The organism is Streptomyces sp. NPDC059534 (assembly GCF_042743475.1).
Classification (GTDB): Bacteria; Actinomycetota; Actinomycetes; order Streptomycetales; family Streptomycetaceae; genus Streptomyces.
This window is the reverse complement of record NZ_JBHWAQ010000030.1, coordinates 1-14,698: the sequence shown is the minus strand read 5'-3', so window position 1 is coordinate 14,698 and position 14,698 is coordinate 1. Positions and strand designations below refer to the sequence as shown.

Below are 14,698 nucleotides of genomic sequence, written 5' to 3'. Positions count from 1 at the left end.
TCTGTCAGCAGTCCAGAGGTCCTGAGATTTCCGGCCGCCGTCCGTGCGCCGTTGGTTACACTGCACTCGCTGCCTCCTTAGCTCAGCTGGCCAGAGCACCGCTCTTGTAAAGCGGGGGTCGTCGGTTCGAACCCGACAGGGGGCTCCAGGTAGGAACGTCGAAGACCCCCAACCGATCATGGTTGGGGGTCTTCGACATCTCCGGGTGACATCAACGGAAGCGGTCAGGGGCGGCCGGGCCTGGGCTTCCGTCGCTGGAGGAGCCGGTCCATGTGGCTGATGGCCTCGCGCTGCGTGTCCTGGACGACGTGGGTGTACACGTCCATGGTCAGGCTGATCTGACTGTGCCCGAGGATCTCCATCACGACGCGGGGCGCGACGCCGGCCGCCGTGAGGAGCGTGGCACAGCCATGCCGGGCGTCGTGGAGCCGGATGGGCCGAAGGCCGGCGGTCTCGCTGACCCGGACGAACGAGCGGTGGACGTTGCGGGGCTCGACGGGACGACCAGTGCGGGTCGAGAAGACGTAGCCCGTGGCCGACCACTCCGTACCGGCCGCTTCGTACGTCGCCTTCTGACGCATCCGATGCCAGCGCAGGGGAGCCAGGTACATGGCGGGATCGCGCGGGAGCGACGCCCCTTGGTCTCGTCGTTGTAGAGCAATCCCCGGCGGCGCTAAGTACTGCGCATCGCGCACGAGGCCGATACCGAGCTGGGCCAGAAGATCGAGCAGGCTCTCACGGCCGCTGAGGTCCGAGCCGTCGCAGTGGCGGGCCAGCCGACGCGAGGAGCCGCGGAAGCACACTAGGCGGCGCGTTCGGTCGGTCGAGGCGTGGCGGTGGTGAGCAACGACTCAGCTGAGTGCGTACGGGCCTTCCTGAAGCTCCACAGCCTGGAGGAGTACGTCACGAAGATCGTGGGTCGACCCTCGGAGTAGCCGCACCTGATGAAGCCGAACCCGTTCCCGCTCATCACGGCAGCCGAGCAGATGCACATCGACTTCACGAGCTGCACCCTGATCGGCGACTCGCTCACAGACATCCAGGCGGCCCACGCAGTCGGAGTAACGGTGATCGGTTATGCCAACAAGCCCCACAAGGCAGACCAGTTCGCCGAGACGCAGGCCGACGTCGTCACCGAGGACATGCAGGCCATCGCGGACGCACTCACCACGGCGTAGCCGTGGGGCAGCGAGGGAGCTGTTACAGATTTCTCTACCTCATCAAGGCACCCGCCGCGCGCGGCGCGGCGCGCGCGGCCCGTTGCCCGGGCCTGCGCTCCTGCCTGCCGCCCCGCTCCAGCCCGGCCGCCGTCCGCACGCCTGACAGCTCGGGTCGATGGGTGACGAACCCACGATCCGGCCGAGGCGGTACGCGGGTGCGGCTTAGGACGATGCCTCCGGCGGGGGCGCTCAAACTCCGGGATGGAGGGGCGCCGTGCGCGGGTGCCGGCCGTGGGTTGTTGGGATGGGAGTTGGGGTGGCCGATGTCGGGCGATGGAGCCATTCAGCACCTAACGTTCAGTACCCCAAAGCAGAATGGACTTATGAGCGATGCAGCTTCGATTGCACTGATCACTGCGTTGTCAACGCTTGCCGGCGCTGGCATCACCAGTTGGCTCAGTTTGCTAACTAATCGTCACCAGTTCAGGCACCAAGAGAGGTTGACGAACAAGGAGCGAGGTGAGGCCAGGTGAGACCAATACCGCACAACACGCAAGGAAGCGTACGTACAGTTCATAAATCAGGCAGTACGGACTGCGCACGCGATAGGCGCGATGGTCAAGCCGGAAGCTCGAGTCTCCGAGGAGGCTTACCTCAACGCCGCTACACAAGCTGATGAGAGACTGGCGGAGCTGTGGCCACTTCTGGCGCTGGTGACCATCGAAGGGCCAGCCGAGGTGGCCGACCTGGCAGACCAGGCCGCGAATGCTCTAATGGCCGAAGGTGCGAAGGCTGGCAAGTTCCATCGACACCCTGATTCGAAGGAAGAATTGATCGCAGCGTCACGCGCCCGTTGGCAAGCGCAACGCGACTTCGCACGGGCTGCTCGGGACACCGTTGCCATCCCTGCACAACCAGGCGAGAGCGAGTTGCTTGCATCGCCGCACTCCCCCGAACTTGCCGCTTAGCATCACTTCCTGCAACGCCCTGACTGTGCCGGCTGGAACGCGTATGTTCGCCGTGCCCAGGCAAGGAGTGGTGCGCGGCCGACGCTGGCAGGTGATCTCCTGGCCATCGACGAAGCCCGGCCGTCGGTTAGGTCCCGGACGAGTCTCCGGGCCACCCCCAGACAGGCCGGGGATGCAACCATTCCTTTCAGAGCTGGAACCCCCGGAAGCCGACCGCGCGCTTGAGACCATAGATGCCTGCACTGACAACCGCCCTGTCCCGTGATTGGCCGTTGCGCGCTGAGTGTCTAACTGCGTGACAACGCCGACGAACAGCGGCGAACGAGCGCGAACGCCTGCGGACCATCCACGTAGGTGAGAGGCATGCCAGGCCAAGGCAGGGCCCTACCCCGAGTTGCTTCGGGACGAAGAGGTCGCCGTGCCGCATCCGTGCCAGATCCTGCGGGGACTCACGGAGAACGACAGGCGTCCAGGGAGCCCGCGAAGTGGATCGGTCAACACCAGAACCACGCAGGTCAGGCCCATGATCGGGCCCCCGCTCTTGTGAAGCGGGGGCGGGGGGTTCGAACCCGACAGGGGGCTCAAGGCGGAGGGCCGGCGCAGGGGCGTTTCCCCGGTGCCGGCCCTTTTGTGTGGGCGTGGGGGTGCCGCCCGGGTGGTTGCGGGGTGCGAGTCGGTCTCGTTGACAGTGGGAGTTGAACGCGTTCAAGGTGGGGGGTGACGCTTTCTTGGGGCGTTGCTACCGGGCATGTGGGAGACGCGAGGGGAGGGTCGTGGGTGTCGAACGGCTTTGGGGGATGCGACGGGCGGGGGTGGGGGTTGTGCTGGGGTGTGGGGTGATGTTCCTGGTGGCTGCCTGCTCCGTCTATCCGGTCGAGGTGGACAGCGTGGATCAGCTGGAGGGGGTGTGGTCGGACTTTGCCGGGAGGACGGTGGAGTTCAAGGACGACGGCACGTTCACGGCCAAGGGTTTGGACAAGGCGGCGATCGGCGCCGAGTGCTCCGGGATCGCCGACCGGCAGGAGGGGAGTGTGTCCCTCGCCGGGACGTATGGGGAGGTCACCTTCGACGGGGTGGACTGCGAGGGCATGGAGCTTGCCTTCTACGGCTCCCCGAGTTCCTTCGTCGCCTGCTTCACCGGGGACGCTGCTTCCGGGGGGTGTGCGGACGAGTTCAGCCGGAAGGACGACGGGCCGAGTGGTTCTGGCGGCGAACCGAGTCCTTGATCCGGTGGAAGCGGCGGGCGTCGGGTTCGAACCCGGCAGGGGGATTCACGCGAAGGGCCGGCTCGGGGGAGATCTCCCCTGAGGCCGGCCCTTGTCGCGTCTCGCTCCGGGGTGGCGCTTGCGGGCGGGCGGGGGTCAGCGGCCGCTGAGGTGGTTGGCGAGGACGGCGATCTTGTCGGTGGCGGTGGTCGGGGCGGTGGATTCGCGGTGGTCGGCGGTGCGGAGGGCGGTGTACATGGCGTGGACGGCGAGCCAGCGGAGGGGTTCGGGTTCCCACTTGCGGACCTTGTGGTTGACCCAGGGGAGGGACGTGAGGTCGGTGGGGCCGGATTGGCCGGAGTCCTGCTGGATGAGGTCGCGGAGGGTGCGGGCGGCGAGGTTGGCGGTGGCGACGCCGGAGCCGACGTAGCCGCCGGCCCAGCCGAGGCCGGTGGAGCGGTCGAGGGTGACGGTGGCGCACCAGTCGCGGGGGACGCCGAGGACGCCGGACCAGGCGTGGTCGATCCCCACGCCGGCGAGCTGGGGGAAGAAGCGGACGAGGATCTCGCGGAGGGCCTCGATGGTCTGGGGCTGGGTGCGGCCGTCGTTGTCGGTCTTGGAGCCGTAGCGGTAGGGGACGCCGCGGCCGCCGAGGGCGATGCGGCCGTCGGCGGTGCGCTGGGCGTACATGTAGGCGTGGGCCATGTCGCCGAGGGCTTCGCCGCCGGCCCAGCCGAGGGCGTCCCACTGGGCGTCGCTGAGGGGCTCGGTGGCGATCATCGAGGAGTTCATCGGGAGCCAGGTGCGGCGCTGGCCGGCGAGGGAGGCGGTGAAGCCCTCCGTGCAGCGCAGGATGTAGGGCGCGCGGACGGTGCCGTACGGGGTGACGGCGTGCTTCGGCTTGATCTCGGTGACGGGGGTCGACTCGTGGATGGTGACGCCGAGCGCCTCGACGGCGGCGGCGAGGCCGGTGACCAGTTTGACCGGGTGGAGGCGGGCGCCGTGCGGGCTCCAGGAGGAGGCGACGGCTCCGGTGACGCGGATGCGTTCGGCGGTCTCGCGCGCCCCGTACAGCTCGCGGTCGGTCTCGCCGAAGGCGGTCTCGGTGGCGTGGAACTCCTTGAGGCGGACGAGCTGCGCGGGGGAGAGGGCGACTTCGAGGACGCCGCCGCGGTGCTGGTCGGCGTCGATCTTCTCGGTCTCGCAGACGTCGAGGACCTCGGTGACGGTGGCGTTCATGGCCTGCTGGAGGCGGACGGCGGCGTCGTGTCCGTGGAGTCCGGCGTAGCGGTCGCGGCCGGCGATGCCGTTGTAGAGCCAGCCGCCGTTGCGGCCTGAGGCTCCGTAGCCGCAGAACTTGGCTTCGAGGACGGTGATGTTGAGGAAGGGGACGGCCTTCTTCAGGTAGTAGGCGGTCCACAGGCCGGTGTAGCCGCCGCCGACGATGCAGACGTCGGCCGTGGTGTCTCCGGGGAGCGGTTCGCGGGGCGCGGGGGTGCCCTCCTGCGCGAACCAGAACGAAATGCCGCCGTTGACCGTGCTCATGTCTATCCCTCTTCCGGGTGCGTGGGCGGGACGTTACCCGGGCCTTGGGCCGCTGGATACGGGTCCTTCGGCGGCGGTTCCGGGGTGGTGACCGGCTTGGGTTCGAGGGTGCCGACTCGGTGCGGATTTCGTTGTTCCGGAAGGACTCTCCCCTGCCCGTGGGCGGGACCCGGCGCATGATCGTCGCGACGCTCTCGGCCGGACTCATCAGCCTTGCGGCGGTGGGGTGTTCGGCCGGCGGGCCGTCTGTCGCGGCCGCGGTGACGGTGGCGCCCGCCGGGCACGCCGGCGTCCTCGGGACGCTTCCGGCGGCCGTGGACGGTACGGAGATCGTGGACGGTACGGAGATCGTCGTCGGTGAGGCGAAGGCCCCGCACACGGTCTCCGTGGACAGGGCGGCCTTGACGGGAGGGGCGCGTCGTACGACGCCGAGGAGGCCGCCGTGGCGTCGCGTGGAGCAGGCGTTCGGACCTTGCTTCCCTCCCCTAGGGTCGGGGTGTGACGTACGTACCCGAGGACACGCACGTACCCGAGAGCGCGCACGTAGGCGAGGGCATTCGCGTGCCCGAAGAGCTCGCGCGTTCGCAGGCCAAGTACAACGGTGAGGCGGGGCGGGCCTTCGTCGCCGGGTTGCCCGGGACGGCGGCGGAGTTCCTCGGGCGGTGGGGGCTGCGGGTGACGGGGCCCTCGATGTACGGGGTGGCGTCGCTGGTCCTGCCGGTGGAGCGGGTCGCGGACGGGACGCGGGCGGCGCTGAAGATGCAGCTCCTCGACGAGGAGAGCGAGGGCGAGCCGGTCGCTCTGCGGGTGTGGGACGGGGCGGGGGCGGTGCGCCTGCTCGACCACGACGCCGGGAGCGGGACGATGCTTCTGGAGCGGCTCGACGAGGCCCGGCCGCTGTCCTCGGCGGTCGACACCCGGGAGGCGCTGCGGATCGTGGCGGGGCTGCTGGCCCGGCTGGTGGCGGTGCCCGCGCCGGAGGGGATGCGGCGGCTCGGGGACATCGCGGCCGCGATGCTGACGCAGGTGCCGGCGGCGGTGGCGCGGCTCGGCGCGGCGGATGCGGAGGTGCTGCGGGACTGCGCGGCGGCGGTGAGGGAGGTGGCGGGGGAGCCGGGGGACCGGCTGCTCCACTGGGACCTGCACCTGGGGAACGTCCTGGCGGGCGGTCCCGGCGGGCGGGAGCCGTGGCTGGCGATCGATCCGAAGCCGCTGGCGGGGGATCCCGGGTTCGAGCTGCTGCCGGCGCTGACCGACCGTTTCGATCCCGATCCGGCGGAGGCTCTGTGGCGGTTCGACCTGCTGGCCGAAGTGGTGGGGGACCGGGGGCGCGCGGTGGCGTGGACGCTGGGCCGGGTGCTGCAGAACGGGCTGTGGGACGTCGAGGACGGTGAGCCGGAGCTGGACGCCGAGCAGGTGGCGCTGGCCCGAATCCTGCTGGCCAGGAGGGCCTGATCCGGGCAGGCTGGTCCCATGATCCGTACAGCCACGCCTGCCGACGTCCCTGTCATCTACGCCATGGTCCGCGACCTCGCCGAGTACGAGAAGGAACTCGACCAGGTCCACGCGACCGTGGAACAGATCCACGAGGCCCTTTTCGGCGAGCACCCCGCGGCCTTCGCGCACATCGCGGAGACCGAGTCCGGCGAGGTCGCCGGCTTCGCGCTCTGGTTCCTCAACTTCTCGACGTGGCGCGGCGTCCACGGCATCTACCTGGAGGACCTGTACGTCCGTCCGGAGGTCCGGGGCGGCGGCCACGGCAAGGCCCTGCTGCGCGAGCTGGCCCGCATCTGCGTCGATCGCGGCTACGGGCGGCTGGAGTGGTCGGTCCTCAACTGGAACAAGCCGTCGATCGACTTCTACGAGTCCCTGGGCGCCCGCCCGCAGGACGAGTGGACGGTCTACCGCCTGACGGACGGGGCGCTGGCGGAGCTCGGTGGGGCGAGGGTGTAGGAAGAACGCATGGATACGGACATCGAGCAGCGGTTCCAGCGGATCACGGCCTTCATCGAGGCGCGGCTGACGCCGCTCTTCGACCCGGCGAACGGCAGTGACCACGGGTTCGGCATGGACGACACCTCCCGGGCCCTGCGCGCCACGCGGTACACCGTGCAGGCCGCGGCGGCCGTCAACGGCCTCGTGGAGAAGCGGGAGACGGCGCCGGAGCTGCGGCAGATCGTCGACCAGGCCCTGGAGCACAACTGGGACGTGCTGCGGTCGGTGGCCCGGATGTGGGAGGACCACCCGGACTTCCTGAAGGAGTTCAAGGCGCACTCCTGGGATGTCGTCGGGGTCTGACCGTCCCGTCCCCTGGTCCTGACCGACCCGTCCCCCGGGCCTCGTCGGTCCTCGCCGGGTCTCGTCGGTCCGCGCCGGGCCTCGCCTCCCCGTCCGAGGCCCGGACCTGACCCGGGCCCGGTCGGTCGTCCCTTACGGGACCAGGACCACCTTGCCCGTCGTGCCCCGGTTCTCCAGGGCGCGGTGGGCCCCCGCCGCGTCCGCGAGGGGGAAGCGGTGGACGGCCGGGCGGAGGGTGCCGGTGGTCGCGGCTTCGAGGGCGGCGAGTTCGAGGACGCGGAGGTCGCCGCCCGCCTTGCGGACCATGACGGGACCGAGGACGGACTCCGAGGTGATGCCCCGGGCGGCGAGTTCCTCCGGGGTGAAGGTGAGGGGCGCGGCGTCGTGGATGCCGGTGCCGGACCAGCCGAAGACGAGATGCTGTCCGCCCTTGCCGAGGAGGCCGACGGCGGTGCGGCCGGTGTCGCCGCCGACCGAGTCGAAGACGACGGTGGCCTGCCGGCCCAGGGAGTCGAGGTAGGCGCGGACCTCCTCCGGCCATTCGGGCTTCGTGTAGTCGACGGCCAGGTCGGCGCCGTTCTCCCGGACGAGCGCGACCTTCGCGGGGCCGCCGGCGAGGCCGATGACGGTGGCGCCGGCGTTCTTGGCGTACTGGACGAGCAGGGTGCCGATGCCGCCCGCGGCGGCGGGGACGACGGCGACCGAGTCGGGGCCGAGCGTGGTGAACTGCAGGATGCCGAGGGTGGTGCGGCCGGTGCCGACCATGGCGACGGCCTCCGCGTCGCCGAGGTGGTCGGGCAGGGCGTGGAGGCGGGCGGCGTCGGTGACGGCGAGTTCGGCGTAGCCGCCGGGGTTCATGCCGAGGTGGGCGACGACCCGCTTGCCGAGCCAGGACGGGTCGGTGCCCTCGCCGAGGGCGTCGACGGTGCCGGCGACCTCACGGCCGGGGACGGTGGGGAGTTCGGTGGGGGTCGGGAAGGGGCCGCGCGCTCCCCCGCGGAGCGCGGCGTCCAGGAGGTGCACGCCGGCCGCCGTGACCCGGATACGGACCTGGCCGGCGCCCGGCACGGGGTCGGGGGTCTCCTCGTAGGTGAGGTTCTCGGCGGGGCCGAAGGCGTGGAGGCGGATGGCGTGCATGACGGTTCCCCTGTCGTCGTACGAGCGCGTGAGCGCTTGACGGGTACAGCCTCCGACCTCAAGCGCGCTTGAGGTCAAGGCGGTCAGGGCGGTCAGGGCGGTCAAGGCGTTCGGAGTGGCCGGAGTGGCCCGCGTGGTCGAGGCGGTCGGCGCGCAGGGCGAGCGAGACGGCCTCGACCGCGCTGGTGAACGACACCTCGGCGAGCACGCCGGGCGCCGCCACCTGGTCGCCGACCAGGTAGACGCCGTCGCCCCGGTCGACGGCCGGCCGGTCGCGCCAGGTGGTGCCGGGCCGGTCCACCGCTCCCGTACGCCCCTGGGAGACGGCCTCGCGCCGCCATACGACGCGCTCGCGCCAGCCGGGGAAGCCGAGGTCGAGCAGGCGCTCGGCGTGCGCGACGCCGTCCGCCTTGGACTCGCCGGGGCCGATGGGCAGCTGGGCCTGGATCAGCTGCTGCCCGGCGGGGGCGAGCGAGGGGTCCTGAGCGGTGAACCGCTCGATCCAGCCCGGCGCGTCCAGGTCGGAGACCACGAACGGGTCGCCCTTGCGGGTGCGCAGCGCCAGGTCGAAGAGGACCGTACGGCCGCTCTCCCAGGTCAGCGACGGATCGCCGAGGAGCCGGGCGGCGGCGGGCAGGGCGGTGGCCACGATCACCGGGCCGTCGCCGAGCGGCAGGGTGTCGACGCGCGACGAGGTCTCGACGCGTACGCCCATCTCCCACGCGCGCGCGGCCATCCGGTCGATCAGCTCGCCCCAGCCGCCGCGGATGAAGTTCGCCTCGGGCGGCAGGGAGGCGGCCCGGTGCAGCCGCTCCTGGACGAAGCGGGCCGAGAGGGAGCCGGGGTCGTGGTGGTAGAGCGCGACCGCGCTGTACGCGGCGGCGGCCCGGGCGGCCCGCTCGCCCGCGATGCCGGTGGCCCAGGTGTGGAAGTCGACGTCGACGGGGGCCTGTTCGGCGGCGCGGAGGGACTGGCGCAGCAGGTCGAGCGGCGGGACGCGGCGCAGGGCGCCGTCCCGGTGGAAGCGGAACCGGAGGGCCTCGGAGGTCGGCAGCGGGGCGAGCGGGCCGAGGAGGCCGCGCTGCTTGAGCCAGGTCCAGTGGGGGCCGCCGTTGTAGATCGCGTGCGGGCCCTCGTTGGTGCGGTACGGGCCTTCGGCGGTACGCGCCCGGCCGCCGAGCGTCCGGTGCGCCTCGTGCAGCGTCACCTTGGTGCCGGCCTCGGCGGCGGTGATGGCCGCGGCCAGTCCGGCGAAGCCGCCGCCGATGATCGTGAGCTTCCGCATGTCCGTCTCCCTCGTGTCGGTCTCGTACGGGGGACGCGGGGCGGGTCCGCGTTCGTGACATCGGAGGCGTTGTCAGTGGCGTACATCACCATGGGGTCATGGCGACGACTCGGAAGAAGAAGGTGGCGGGGGCGCGGCGGCCGGAGGTGCGGCTGCCTCCGCTGGAGCAGTACGGGGGCGGTCTGGAGCCGGACGGGGACTACGACGGGCTCGAACTGGCCGGGCTCGACCTGACCGGGCAGTCGGGCGAGGGCGCGCGGTTCCTGGACTGCGCGCTGCGGGAGTGCGGGCTCGACGGGGCGAGGCTGTCGGGGGCGCGGTTCCTCGACTCGCTGCTGACCGGGGTGCGGGGGGTGGGCACGGACCTCGGCGGGGCGCAGCTGCGGGACGTGGAGGTGGTGGACGCGCGGCTCGGCGGGGCGCAGCTGCACGGGGCGGTGCTGGAGCGGGTGGTGGTGCGGGGCGGGAAGAGCGACTACCTGAACCTGCGGTCCGCGAAGCTGAAGGACGTCGTCTTCGAGGGGTGCGTGCTGAGCGAGCCGGACTTCGGGGGCGCGGTCCTGGAGCGGGTCGAGTTCGTGGACTGCGTGCTGACGGGGGTGGACTTCTCCGGGGCGCGGCTGAAGGAAGTGGACCTGCGGGGGGTGCAGCGTCTGGAGATCGCGCGCGGGGTGGAGTCGCTGGCCGGGGCCGTCGTGTCGACGGCCCAGCTCCTCGACCTGGCGCCGGTGCTCGCGGCGCAGCTGGGGGTGCGGGTGGAGGACTGACACCCCGCCGCCGGGGGCCCACCACAGGGGGAGGGCAGGGTTTCCGGTGCGGGCGCCGCCGAGGGCGCCGTCCCGTGCGCCCGCCTTCCCGGCGGGTGGGCACGGGCTAGGACACGCGGGGGAAGCGGGCCTGGAGGGACCAGACGGCCGGGTTGTCGTCGAGGCCCTCGTGCATGTCGGTGAGGTCGGCGATCAGGTCGTGCAGGAAGTCGCGTGCCTCGCGGCGCAGTTCGGCGTGGTTGAAGGTGACCGGCGGCTCGTCGCCGGGCATCCAGTCGGCCTCGACGTCCACCCAGCCGAAGCGGCGCTCGAACAGCATCCGGTCCGAGGACTCGGTGAAGTCGAGCTCCGCGTACTGCGGCTGGGCGGCGCGGCTGCCGCGCGGGTCCTGGTCGAGCTGCTCGACGATGTCGCAGAGCGCCCAGGCGAAGTCGAGGACCGGCACCCATCCCCAGGCTGTGGACACCTCGCGGTCCGCCTCCGTGTCGGCGAGGTAGACGTCCCCGCAGAAGAGGTCGTGGCGCAGGGAGTGGACGTCCGCGCGGCGGTAGTCGGTCTGCGGCGGGTCGGGGAAGCGACGCGAGAGGGAGTAGCCGATGTCGAGCACGGGACCGATGGTGTCACGGCGCCGCACCGGCCACGTACGCGAGGACCGCCGGGACCCACCCCGCGCAACGACCACGTTCGCGAGGACCGCCGGGACCAGTCGCGCGCACCCGGCCGTGTACGCGAGGACCGCCGGGACCAGTCCGCGCGCACCGGCCGGACCCGGGCGGGCCCCGGGGTGGTTCAGCGGCGGCCGTGGACCGCGCGGGCGACGCGGGGGCCGAGCCAGCGCTTGAGGCGGCGGAGGGCCTCCAGCTGCTCGGCGGCGCGGTCGATGCGGTAGTAGAGCTGCGGGGGGATGTGGGGGAGGAGCGGCGAGTGGCGCTGGCCGAGGAGGGCGAACATCCGGGCCGGCTCCAGGGCCATGTAGCGGGGGAGGTTCTCGTACCACTGGGCGCTGTAGCGGGCGGCGCTCTGGGCGGAGACGAGTTCGGCGCGGCGCCGCTTGCCGTACGTCGTGAGGGCGGCGTCCAGGTCGGTGTGGCCGCGCAGGGCGTCCGCGAGGGCGAGGGCGTCCTCCAGGGCCAGCGTGGTGCCGGCGCCGATCGAGTAGTGGGTGGTGTGGGCGGCGTCGCCGAGGAGGACGAGGTTTCCGTGGTGCCAGACGCGGTTGGTGAGGGTGCGGAAGGTGAGCCACTGGGCGGCGGCGTCGGCCCGGTCGCGGCCGATCAGCTCGTGACCGTCGAGGAGGTCGTGGAAGAGCTTCTCCAGGAGGCCGAGGCTGTCGGCCTCGCCGCGCGTGTCGAGGCCGAGGCCCTTCCAGGTCTCCGGGGAGCATTCGACGACGCAGGTGGAGCGCTCGCCGCTGAACCCGTAGGCGTAGCACCAGATCCAGCCGTGCTCGGTCTCCTTGAAGGCGAAGCTGAAGGAGTCGAAGACCTTGGTGGTGCCGAGCCAGATGTAGTGGTTGCGGCCGCTGACGACCGTGGGGCCGAAGCGGTCGGCGTGTGCCTCGCGGAGCACGCTGTTGACGCCGTCGGCGGCGACGACCAGGTCGGCACCGGCGAGTTCGGGCGCGTCCGGGCCGGTGATGTCCTGCTCGAACCCGACCCGTACGCCGAGCTCCCGGGCGCGGTCGGCGAGGAGCCCGAGCATCCGTCGCCGCCCGATGCCGAAGCCGGCGTCGCCCCGGTGGATCGTCCGCTCGTCGCGGACGATCGCGACCCCGTCGGTCCAGGTCACGGACGCCTCGGCGACGGCCTGGGCGGACTCGGGGTCGCCCGCCCGCAGCTTGTCGAGGAGCCCGGCCCAGTAGGTGACGCCCCAGCCGTACGTGGAGCCCTCGGGGTTCCGTTCGTGGACGGCGATCTCGTGGGACGGGTCCTGCCGCTTCAGCAGGATCGAGAGGTAGAGGCCGGCGGGGCCGCCGCCGACGATCGCGAGCTTCACGTGCGCTCCACTGGGACTGAGTGCCGGGTACCGTCGACCGCGGCATGACGCCGTGCGGTCGAATGGCAACGCACAGTAGCAGTGGGCGGGCCCTCTACGGCAGCAGGCGGCGCTCCTTGGCGACCGCCACGGCGCCCGCGCGGGTGTCGACGCCGAGCTTGGCGTAGATGCGGCCCAGGTGGGTCTTGACGGTGGCCTCGCTGATGAAGAGGGCGCGGGCGATCTCGCGGTTGCCGAGCCCCCGGCCGAGCTGCCCGAGGATGTCGCGCTCCCGATCGGTGAGGCTCGGCCCGGCGGCGCCCCGCATCCGGTCCATGACGCGGCTGGCGACCGGCGGGGACAGCGCGGTGCGGCCCTGCGCGGCGGAGTGGATGGCGGCGAAGAGCTCCTCGGGCCGCTCGGCCTTCAGGAGGTAGCCGGTCGCGCCGGCCTCGATCGCGCGGGTGATGTCGGCGTCGGTGTCGTAGGTGGTGAGGACGAGGACGTGGACGCCGGTGGGCGCGATCCGGCGGGTCGCCTCGACGCCGTCGATGCCCGCGCCGAGCTGGAGGTCCATCAGGACGACGTCCGGCTTCAGCTTGGCCGCCATCGCCACGGCCTCCTCGCCGCTGCCGGCCTCGCCGACGACCTCGATGTCGGGGGTGCTGCCGAGCAGGGCGAGCAGCCCGGCACGGACGACGACGTGGTCGTCGCAGAGCAGGATGCGGACGGACATCAGGGCTCCAGGGTCAGGGGGATGGCGGCGGAGAGCACCGTGCCCTCGCCCGGGGTGGATTCGACGGTGAGGGTGCCGCCGAGCTGCTGGGCGCGGACGCGCATGGCGGGCAGGCCGTGGCCGCGGACGCCGCCGGGGGTGTCGGCGGGGTCGAAGCCGTGGCCGTCGTCGGCGATGTCGAGGACGACCTGGTCGTCGAGGTAGGTGAGGGTCAGGGCGGCGGATTCGGCGCCGGCGTGCTCGCGGATGTTGGCGAGGGCGCCCTGGGCGATCCGCAGCAGCGCCGACTGCACCCGCTCGGGCAGCGGCACCGCGATCCCGTCGACCCGGAAGGCCGCCGACTCGCGGGTGGCCACGCCGCGCAGCGCCGCTTCGAGGCCGCCGCCCTCGGCGAGGTCGGCGGGCGCCAGGTCGTGGACGAAGCGCCGTGCCTCGGCGAGGTTCCGTTCCGCGATCGCCTCGGCGGTACGGACATGGCGGCGGGCCGTCGCCGCGTCGCTGTCCCAGGTGCGGTCCGCGGCCTGGAGCAGCATCTGCTGGCTGGACAGGCCCTGCGCCAGGGTGTCGTGGATCTCCATCGACAGCCGCTGCCGCTCCGCGAGCGTCCCTTCCCGGCGTTCGATGGCGGCCAGTTCGCGCCGGGTGCGGATCAGGTCGGCGATGAGGGCCCGCTGCCGCGCCGCCTGCCGGTCGGAGTACACGAACACGCCGGTCGCGATGGCGGCGACGGCCGGCGGGGCGACGATCAGGTTCGGGTCCCAGCCGCCGTGCGCGAGCTGCACCTGGGCGAAGACCACGAAGGCGGTCAGCAGGGTGACCAGGCCGAGCGCGGCTCGCGCCGGGAGGGTCCGCAGGCCCGTGTAGAAGAGCGGCACCGCGCACCAGGCGAAGCTGGGCGCGAGGACGACGAGGACGATCCAGACGGCGACGACGGTGCCCAGCCAGGCGATCCGGCGGGGGGCCGCCCGGGTGCCGACGACCGGGCCGAGGAGGTAGAGGGAGGCGAGGGCGCCGGAGAGCGCGATGATCCAGGGGCTGCGGTCCTCCCAGGGGTGGCGCAGCAGGAAGCGGGCGAGCGAGGCGCCGAGCAGGAGGAAGAAGGCGATGTGCATGACCCGCGCCAGCCATCGGGTGTCGGGGTCCTGGTCCTGCTCCGTCGGCCGTGTCACCTTCGCACCTCCCTACCGCCCCTGACCTGGGGGTTTCTGTCCATGGTGGCCCGTAGGGGTCACGGGGGCATCAGCCGATCGGCTGACCCGGCCGTCCTCCAGTGTGCGCGAGGAGGGCAGCCGGTACGTGGACCGGCGGGCCCGGGGTGCGGCCACAGGATGGATGACAGAGCGAACGAACGCCTTCCCCGCAGCGCCTCACCTCACGGAGTCCCTCATGAAGAAGATCCTCTTCGGTGCCACCGCCGCCGCCGTCATCGCCGCCGGTACGTTCGGCGCCGTCTCCGCGAACGCCTCCGCCCCGGCCGCGGCCGTCCCCGCCGCGATCACGGCCGACGCCGGCAACGGCAACCTCCAGCAGTCGACGCACCTGACGATCGAGGCCGCGACGAAGGCCGCGCAGGCGACCCTGGACGCCGCGGAGAAGGAGAACCAGCGCGTCTCCGTCGCCGTC

General features: G+C 72.1%; 14 protein-coding genes, 1 tRNA gene and 2 pseudogenes. 9 read left to right on the top strand and 8 right to left on the bottom strand.

Annotated elements, in window-relative coordinates; all coding sequences use genetic code 11:
- The first annotated feature begins 71 nt into the window (after positions 1–71).
- Positions 72–148, top strand: a tRNA-Thr gene (locus ACFVZH_RS29650).
- Positions 149–224: 76 nt separating this feature from the next.
- On the opposite strand, the pseudogene ACFVZH_RS29645 reads toward ACFVZH_RS29650, so the two are convergent.
- Positions 225–673 (bottom strand): annotated as a pseudogene (locus ACFVZH_RS29645) (tyrosine-type recombinase/integrase); the annotation flags it as partial.
- A gap of 271 nt (positions 674–944) precedes the next feature.
- On the opposite strand from ACFVZH_RS29645, the gene ACFVZH_RS29640 reads away from it, so the two are divergent.
- From ACFVZH_RS29640 to ACFVZH_RS29630, 3 genes are all read left to right on the top strand, one after another.
- Positions 945–1,178, top strand: coding sequence for an HAD family hydrolase (locus ACFVZH_RS29640; protein WP_384902023.1), 234 nt, complete (start codon positions 945–947; stop codon positions 1,176–1,178).
- 596 nt (positions 1,179–1,774) lie between these two features.
- Positions 1,775–2,128 carry a hypothetical protein gene (locus tag ACFVZH_RS29635; protein ID WP_384902022.1) on the top strand — a complete coding sequence of 118 codons (354 nt, stop codon included), beginning with the start codon at positions 1,775–1,777 and terminating at the stop codon, positions 2,126–2,128.
- 773 nt (positions 2,129–2,901) lie between these two features.
- The gene (locus ACFVZH_RS29630) at positions 2,902–3,354 is read left to right on the top strand and encodes a hypothetical protein (RefSeq protein ID WP_384902020.1); all 453 of its coding nucleotides are present in this window, start codon (positions 2,902–2,904) and stop codon (positions 3,352–3,354) included.
- Positions 3,355–3,489: 135 nt separating this feature from the next.
- Here the strand turns inward: ACFVZH_RS29630 and ACFVZH_RS29625 are convergent, their stop codons facing one another.
- Positions 3,490–4,878 carry an NAD(P)/FAD-dependent oxidoreductase gene (locus ACFVZH_RS29625; RefSeq protein ID WP_384902018.1) on the bottom strand — a complete coding sequence of 463 codons (1,389 nt, stop codon included), beginning with the start codon at positions 4,876–4,878 and terminating at the stop codon, positions 3,490–3,492.
- A gap of 555 nt (positions 4,879–5,433) precedes the next feature.
- Here ACFVZH_RS29625 and ACFVZH_RS29620 point away from each other — a divergent pair.
- From ACFVZH_RS29620 to ACFVZH_RS29610, 3 genes are read left to right on the top strand one after another with little or no spacing between them, the layout of a single operon-like run.
- Complete coding sequence (locus ACFVZH_RS29620) at positions 5,434–6,333, top strand: aminoglycoside phosphotransferase family protein (protein ID WP_384902188.1); 900 nt, start codon at positions 5,434–5,436, stop codon at positions 6,331–6,333.
- Positions 6,334–6,351: 18 nt separating this feature from the next.
- The gene (locus tag ACFVZH_RS29615) at positions 6,352–6,831 is read left to right on the top strand and encodes a GNAT family N-acetyltransferase (RefSeq protein ID WP_384902016.1); all 480 of its coding nucleotides are present in this window, start codon (positions 6,352–6,354) and stop codon (positions 6,829–6,831) included.
- A 9-nt stretch (positions 6,832–6,840) separates the two neighbouring features.
- Positions 6,841–7,176 (top strand): hypothetical protein, encoded by a 336-nt coding sequence (locus tag ACFVZH_RS29610; RefSeq protein ID WP_384902015.1) that lies wholly within the window; start codon positions 6,841–6,843, stop codon positions 7,174–7,176.
- Positions 7,177–7,308: 132 nt separating this feature from the next.
- On the opposite strand, the gene ACFVZH_RS29605 is transcribed toward ACFVZH_RS29610, so the two are convergent.
- Both ACFVZH_RS29605 and ACFVZH_RS29600 read right to left on the bottom strand, forming a co-directional pair.
- Complete coding sequence (locus tag ACFVZH_RS29605) at positions 7,309–8,313, bottom strand: zinc-binding dehydrogenase (RefSeq protein ID WP_384902013.1); 1,005 nt, start codon at positions 8,311–8,313, stop codon at positions 7,309–7,311.
- 58 nt (positions 8,314–8,371) lie between these two features.
- Positions 8,372–9,598 carry an NAD(P)-binding protein gene (locus tag ACFVZH_RS29600; protein WP_384902012.1) on the bottom strand — a complete coding sequence of 409 codons (1,227 nt, stop codon included), beginning with the start codon at positions 9,596–9,598 and terminating at the stop codon, positions 8,372–8,374.
- 98 nt (positions 9,599–9,696) lie between these two features.
- Between ACFVZH_RS29600 and ACFVZH_RS29595 the strand changes: the two genes are divergently transcribed.
- Positions 9,697–10,365, top strand: coding sequence for a pentapeptide repeat-containing protein (locus ACFVZH_RS29595; protein WP_384902011.1), 669 nt, complete (start codon positions 9,697–9,699; stop codon positions 10,363–10,365).
- A 106-nt stretch (positions 10,366–10,471) separates the two neighbouring features.
- On the opposite strand, the gene ACFVZH_RS29590 is transcribed toward ACFVZH_RS29595, so the two are convergent.
- The 4 genes from ACFVZH_RS29590 to ACFVZH_RS29575 all read right to left on the bottom strand — a co-directional run bounded on the left by ACFVZH_RS29590 (position 10,472) and on the right by ACFVZH_RS29575 (position 14,187).
- Positions 10,472–10,972, bottom strand: coding sequence for a hypothetical protein (locus ACFVZH_RS29590; RefSeq protein WP_384902009.1), 501 nt, complete (start codon positions 10,970–10,972; stop codon positions 10,472–10,474).
- Positions 10,973–11,154: 182 nt separating this feature from the next.
- Positions 11,155–12,360, bottom strand: a complete 1,206-nt coding sequence (locus tag ACFVZH_RS29585) for an FAD-dependent monooxygenase (RefSeq protein ID WP_384902008.1) — start codon at positions 12,358–12,360, stop codon at positions 11,155–11,157.
- A gap of 94 nt (positions 12,361–12,454) precedes the next feature.
- The gene (locus ACFVZH_RS29580) at positions 12,455–13,075 is read right to left on the bottom strand and encodes a response regulator transcription factor (RefSeq protein ID WP_015035223.1); all 621 of its coding nucleotides are present in this window, start codon (positions 13,073–13,075) and stop codon (positions 12,455–12,457) included.
- Positions 13,075–14,187 (bottom strand): sensor histidine kinase, encoded by a 1,113-nt coding sequence (locus ACFVZH_RS29575; protein ID WP_384902186.1) that lies wholly within the window; start codon positions 14,185–14,187, stop codon positions 13,075–13,077. Before ACFVZH_RS29575 ends, ACFVZH_RS29580 begins: the two co-directional genes overlap by 1 nt.
- 274 nt (positions 14,188–14,461) lie before the next feature.
- On the opposite strand from ACFVZH_RS29575, the pseudogene ACFVZH_RS29570 reads away from it, so the two are divergent.
- Positions 14,462–14,698 (top strand): annotated as a pseudogene (locus ACFVZH_RS29570) (heme-binding protein); the annotation flags it as partial.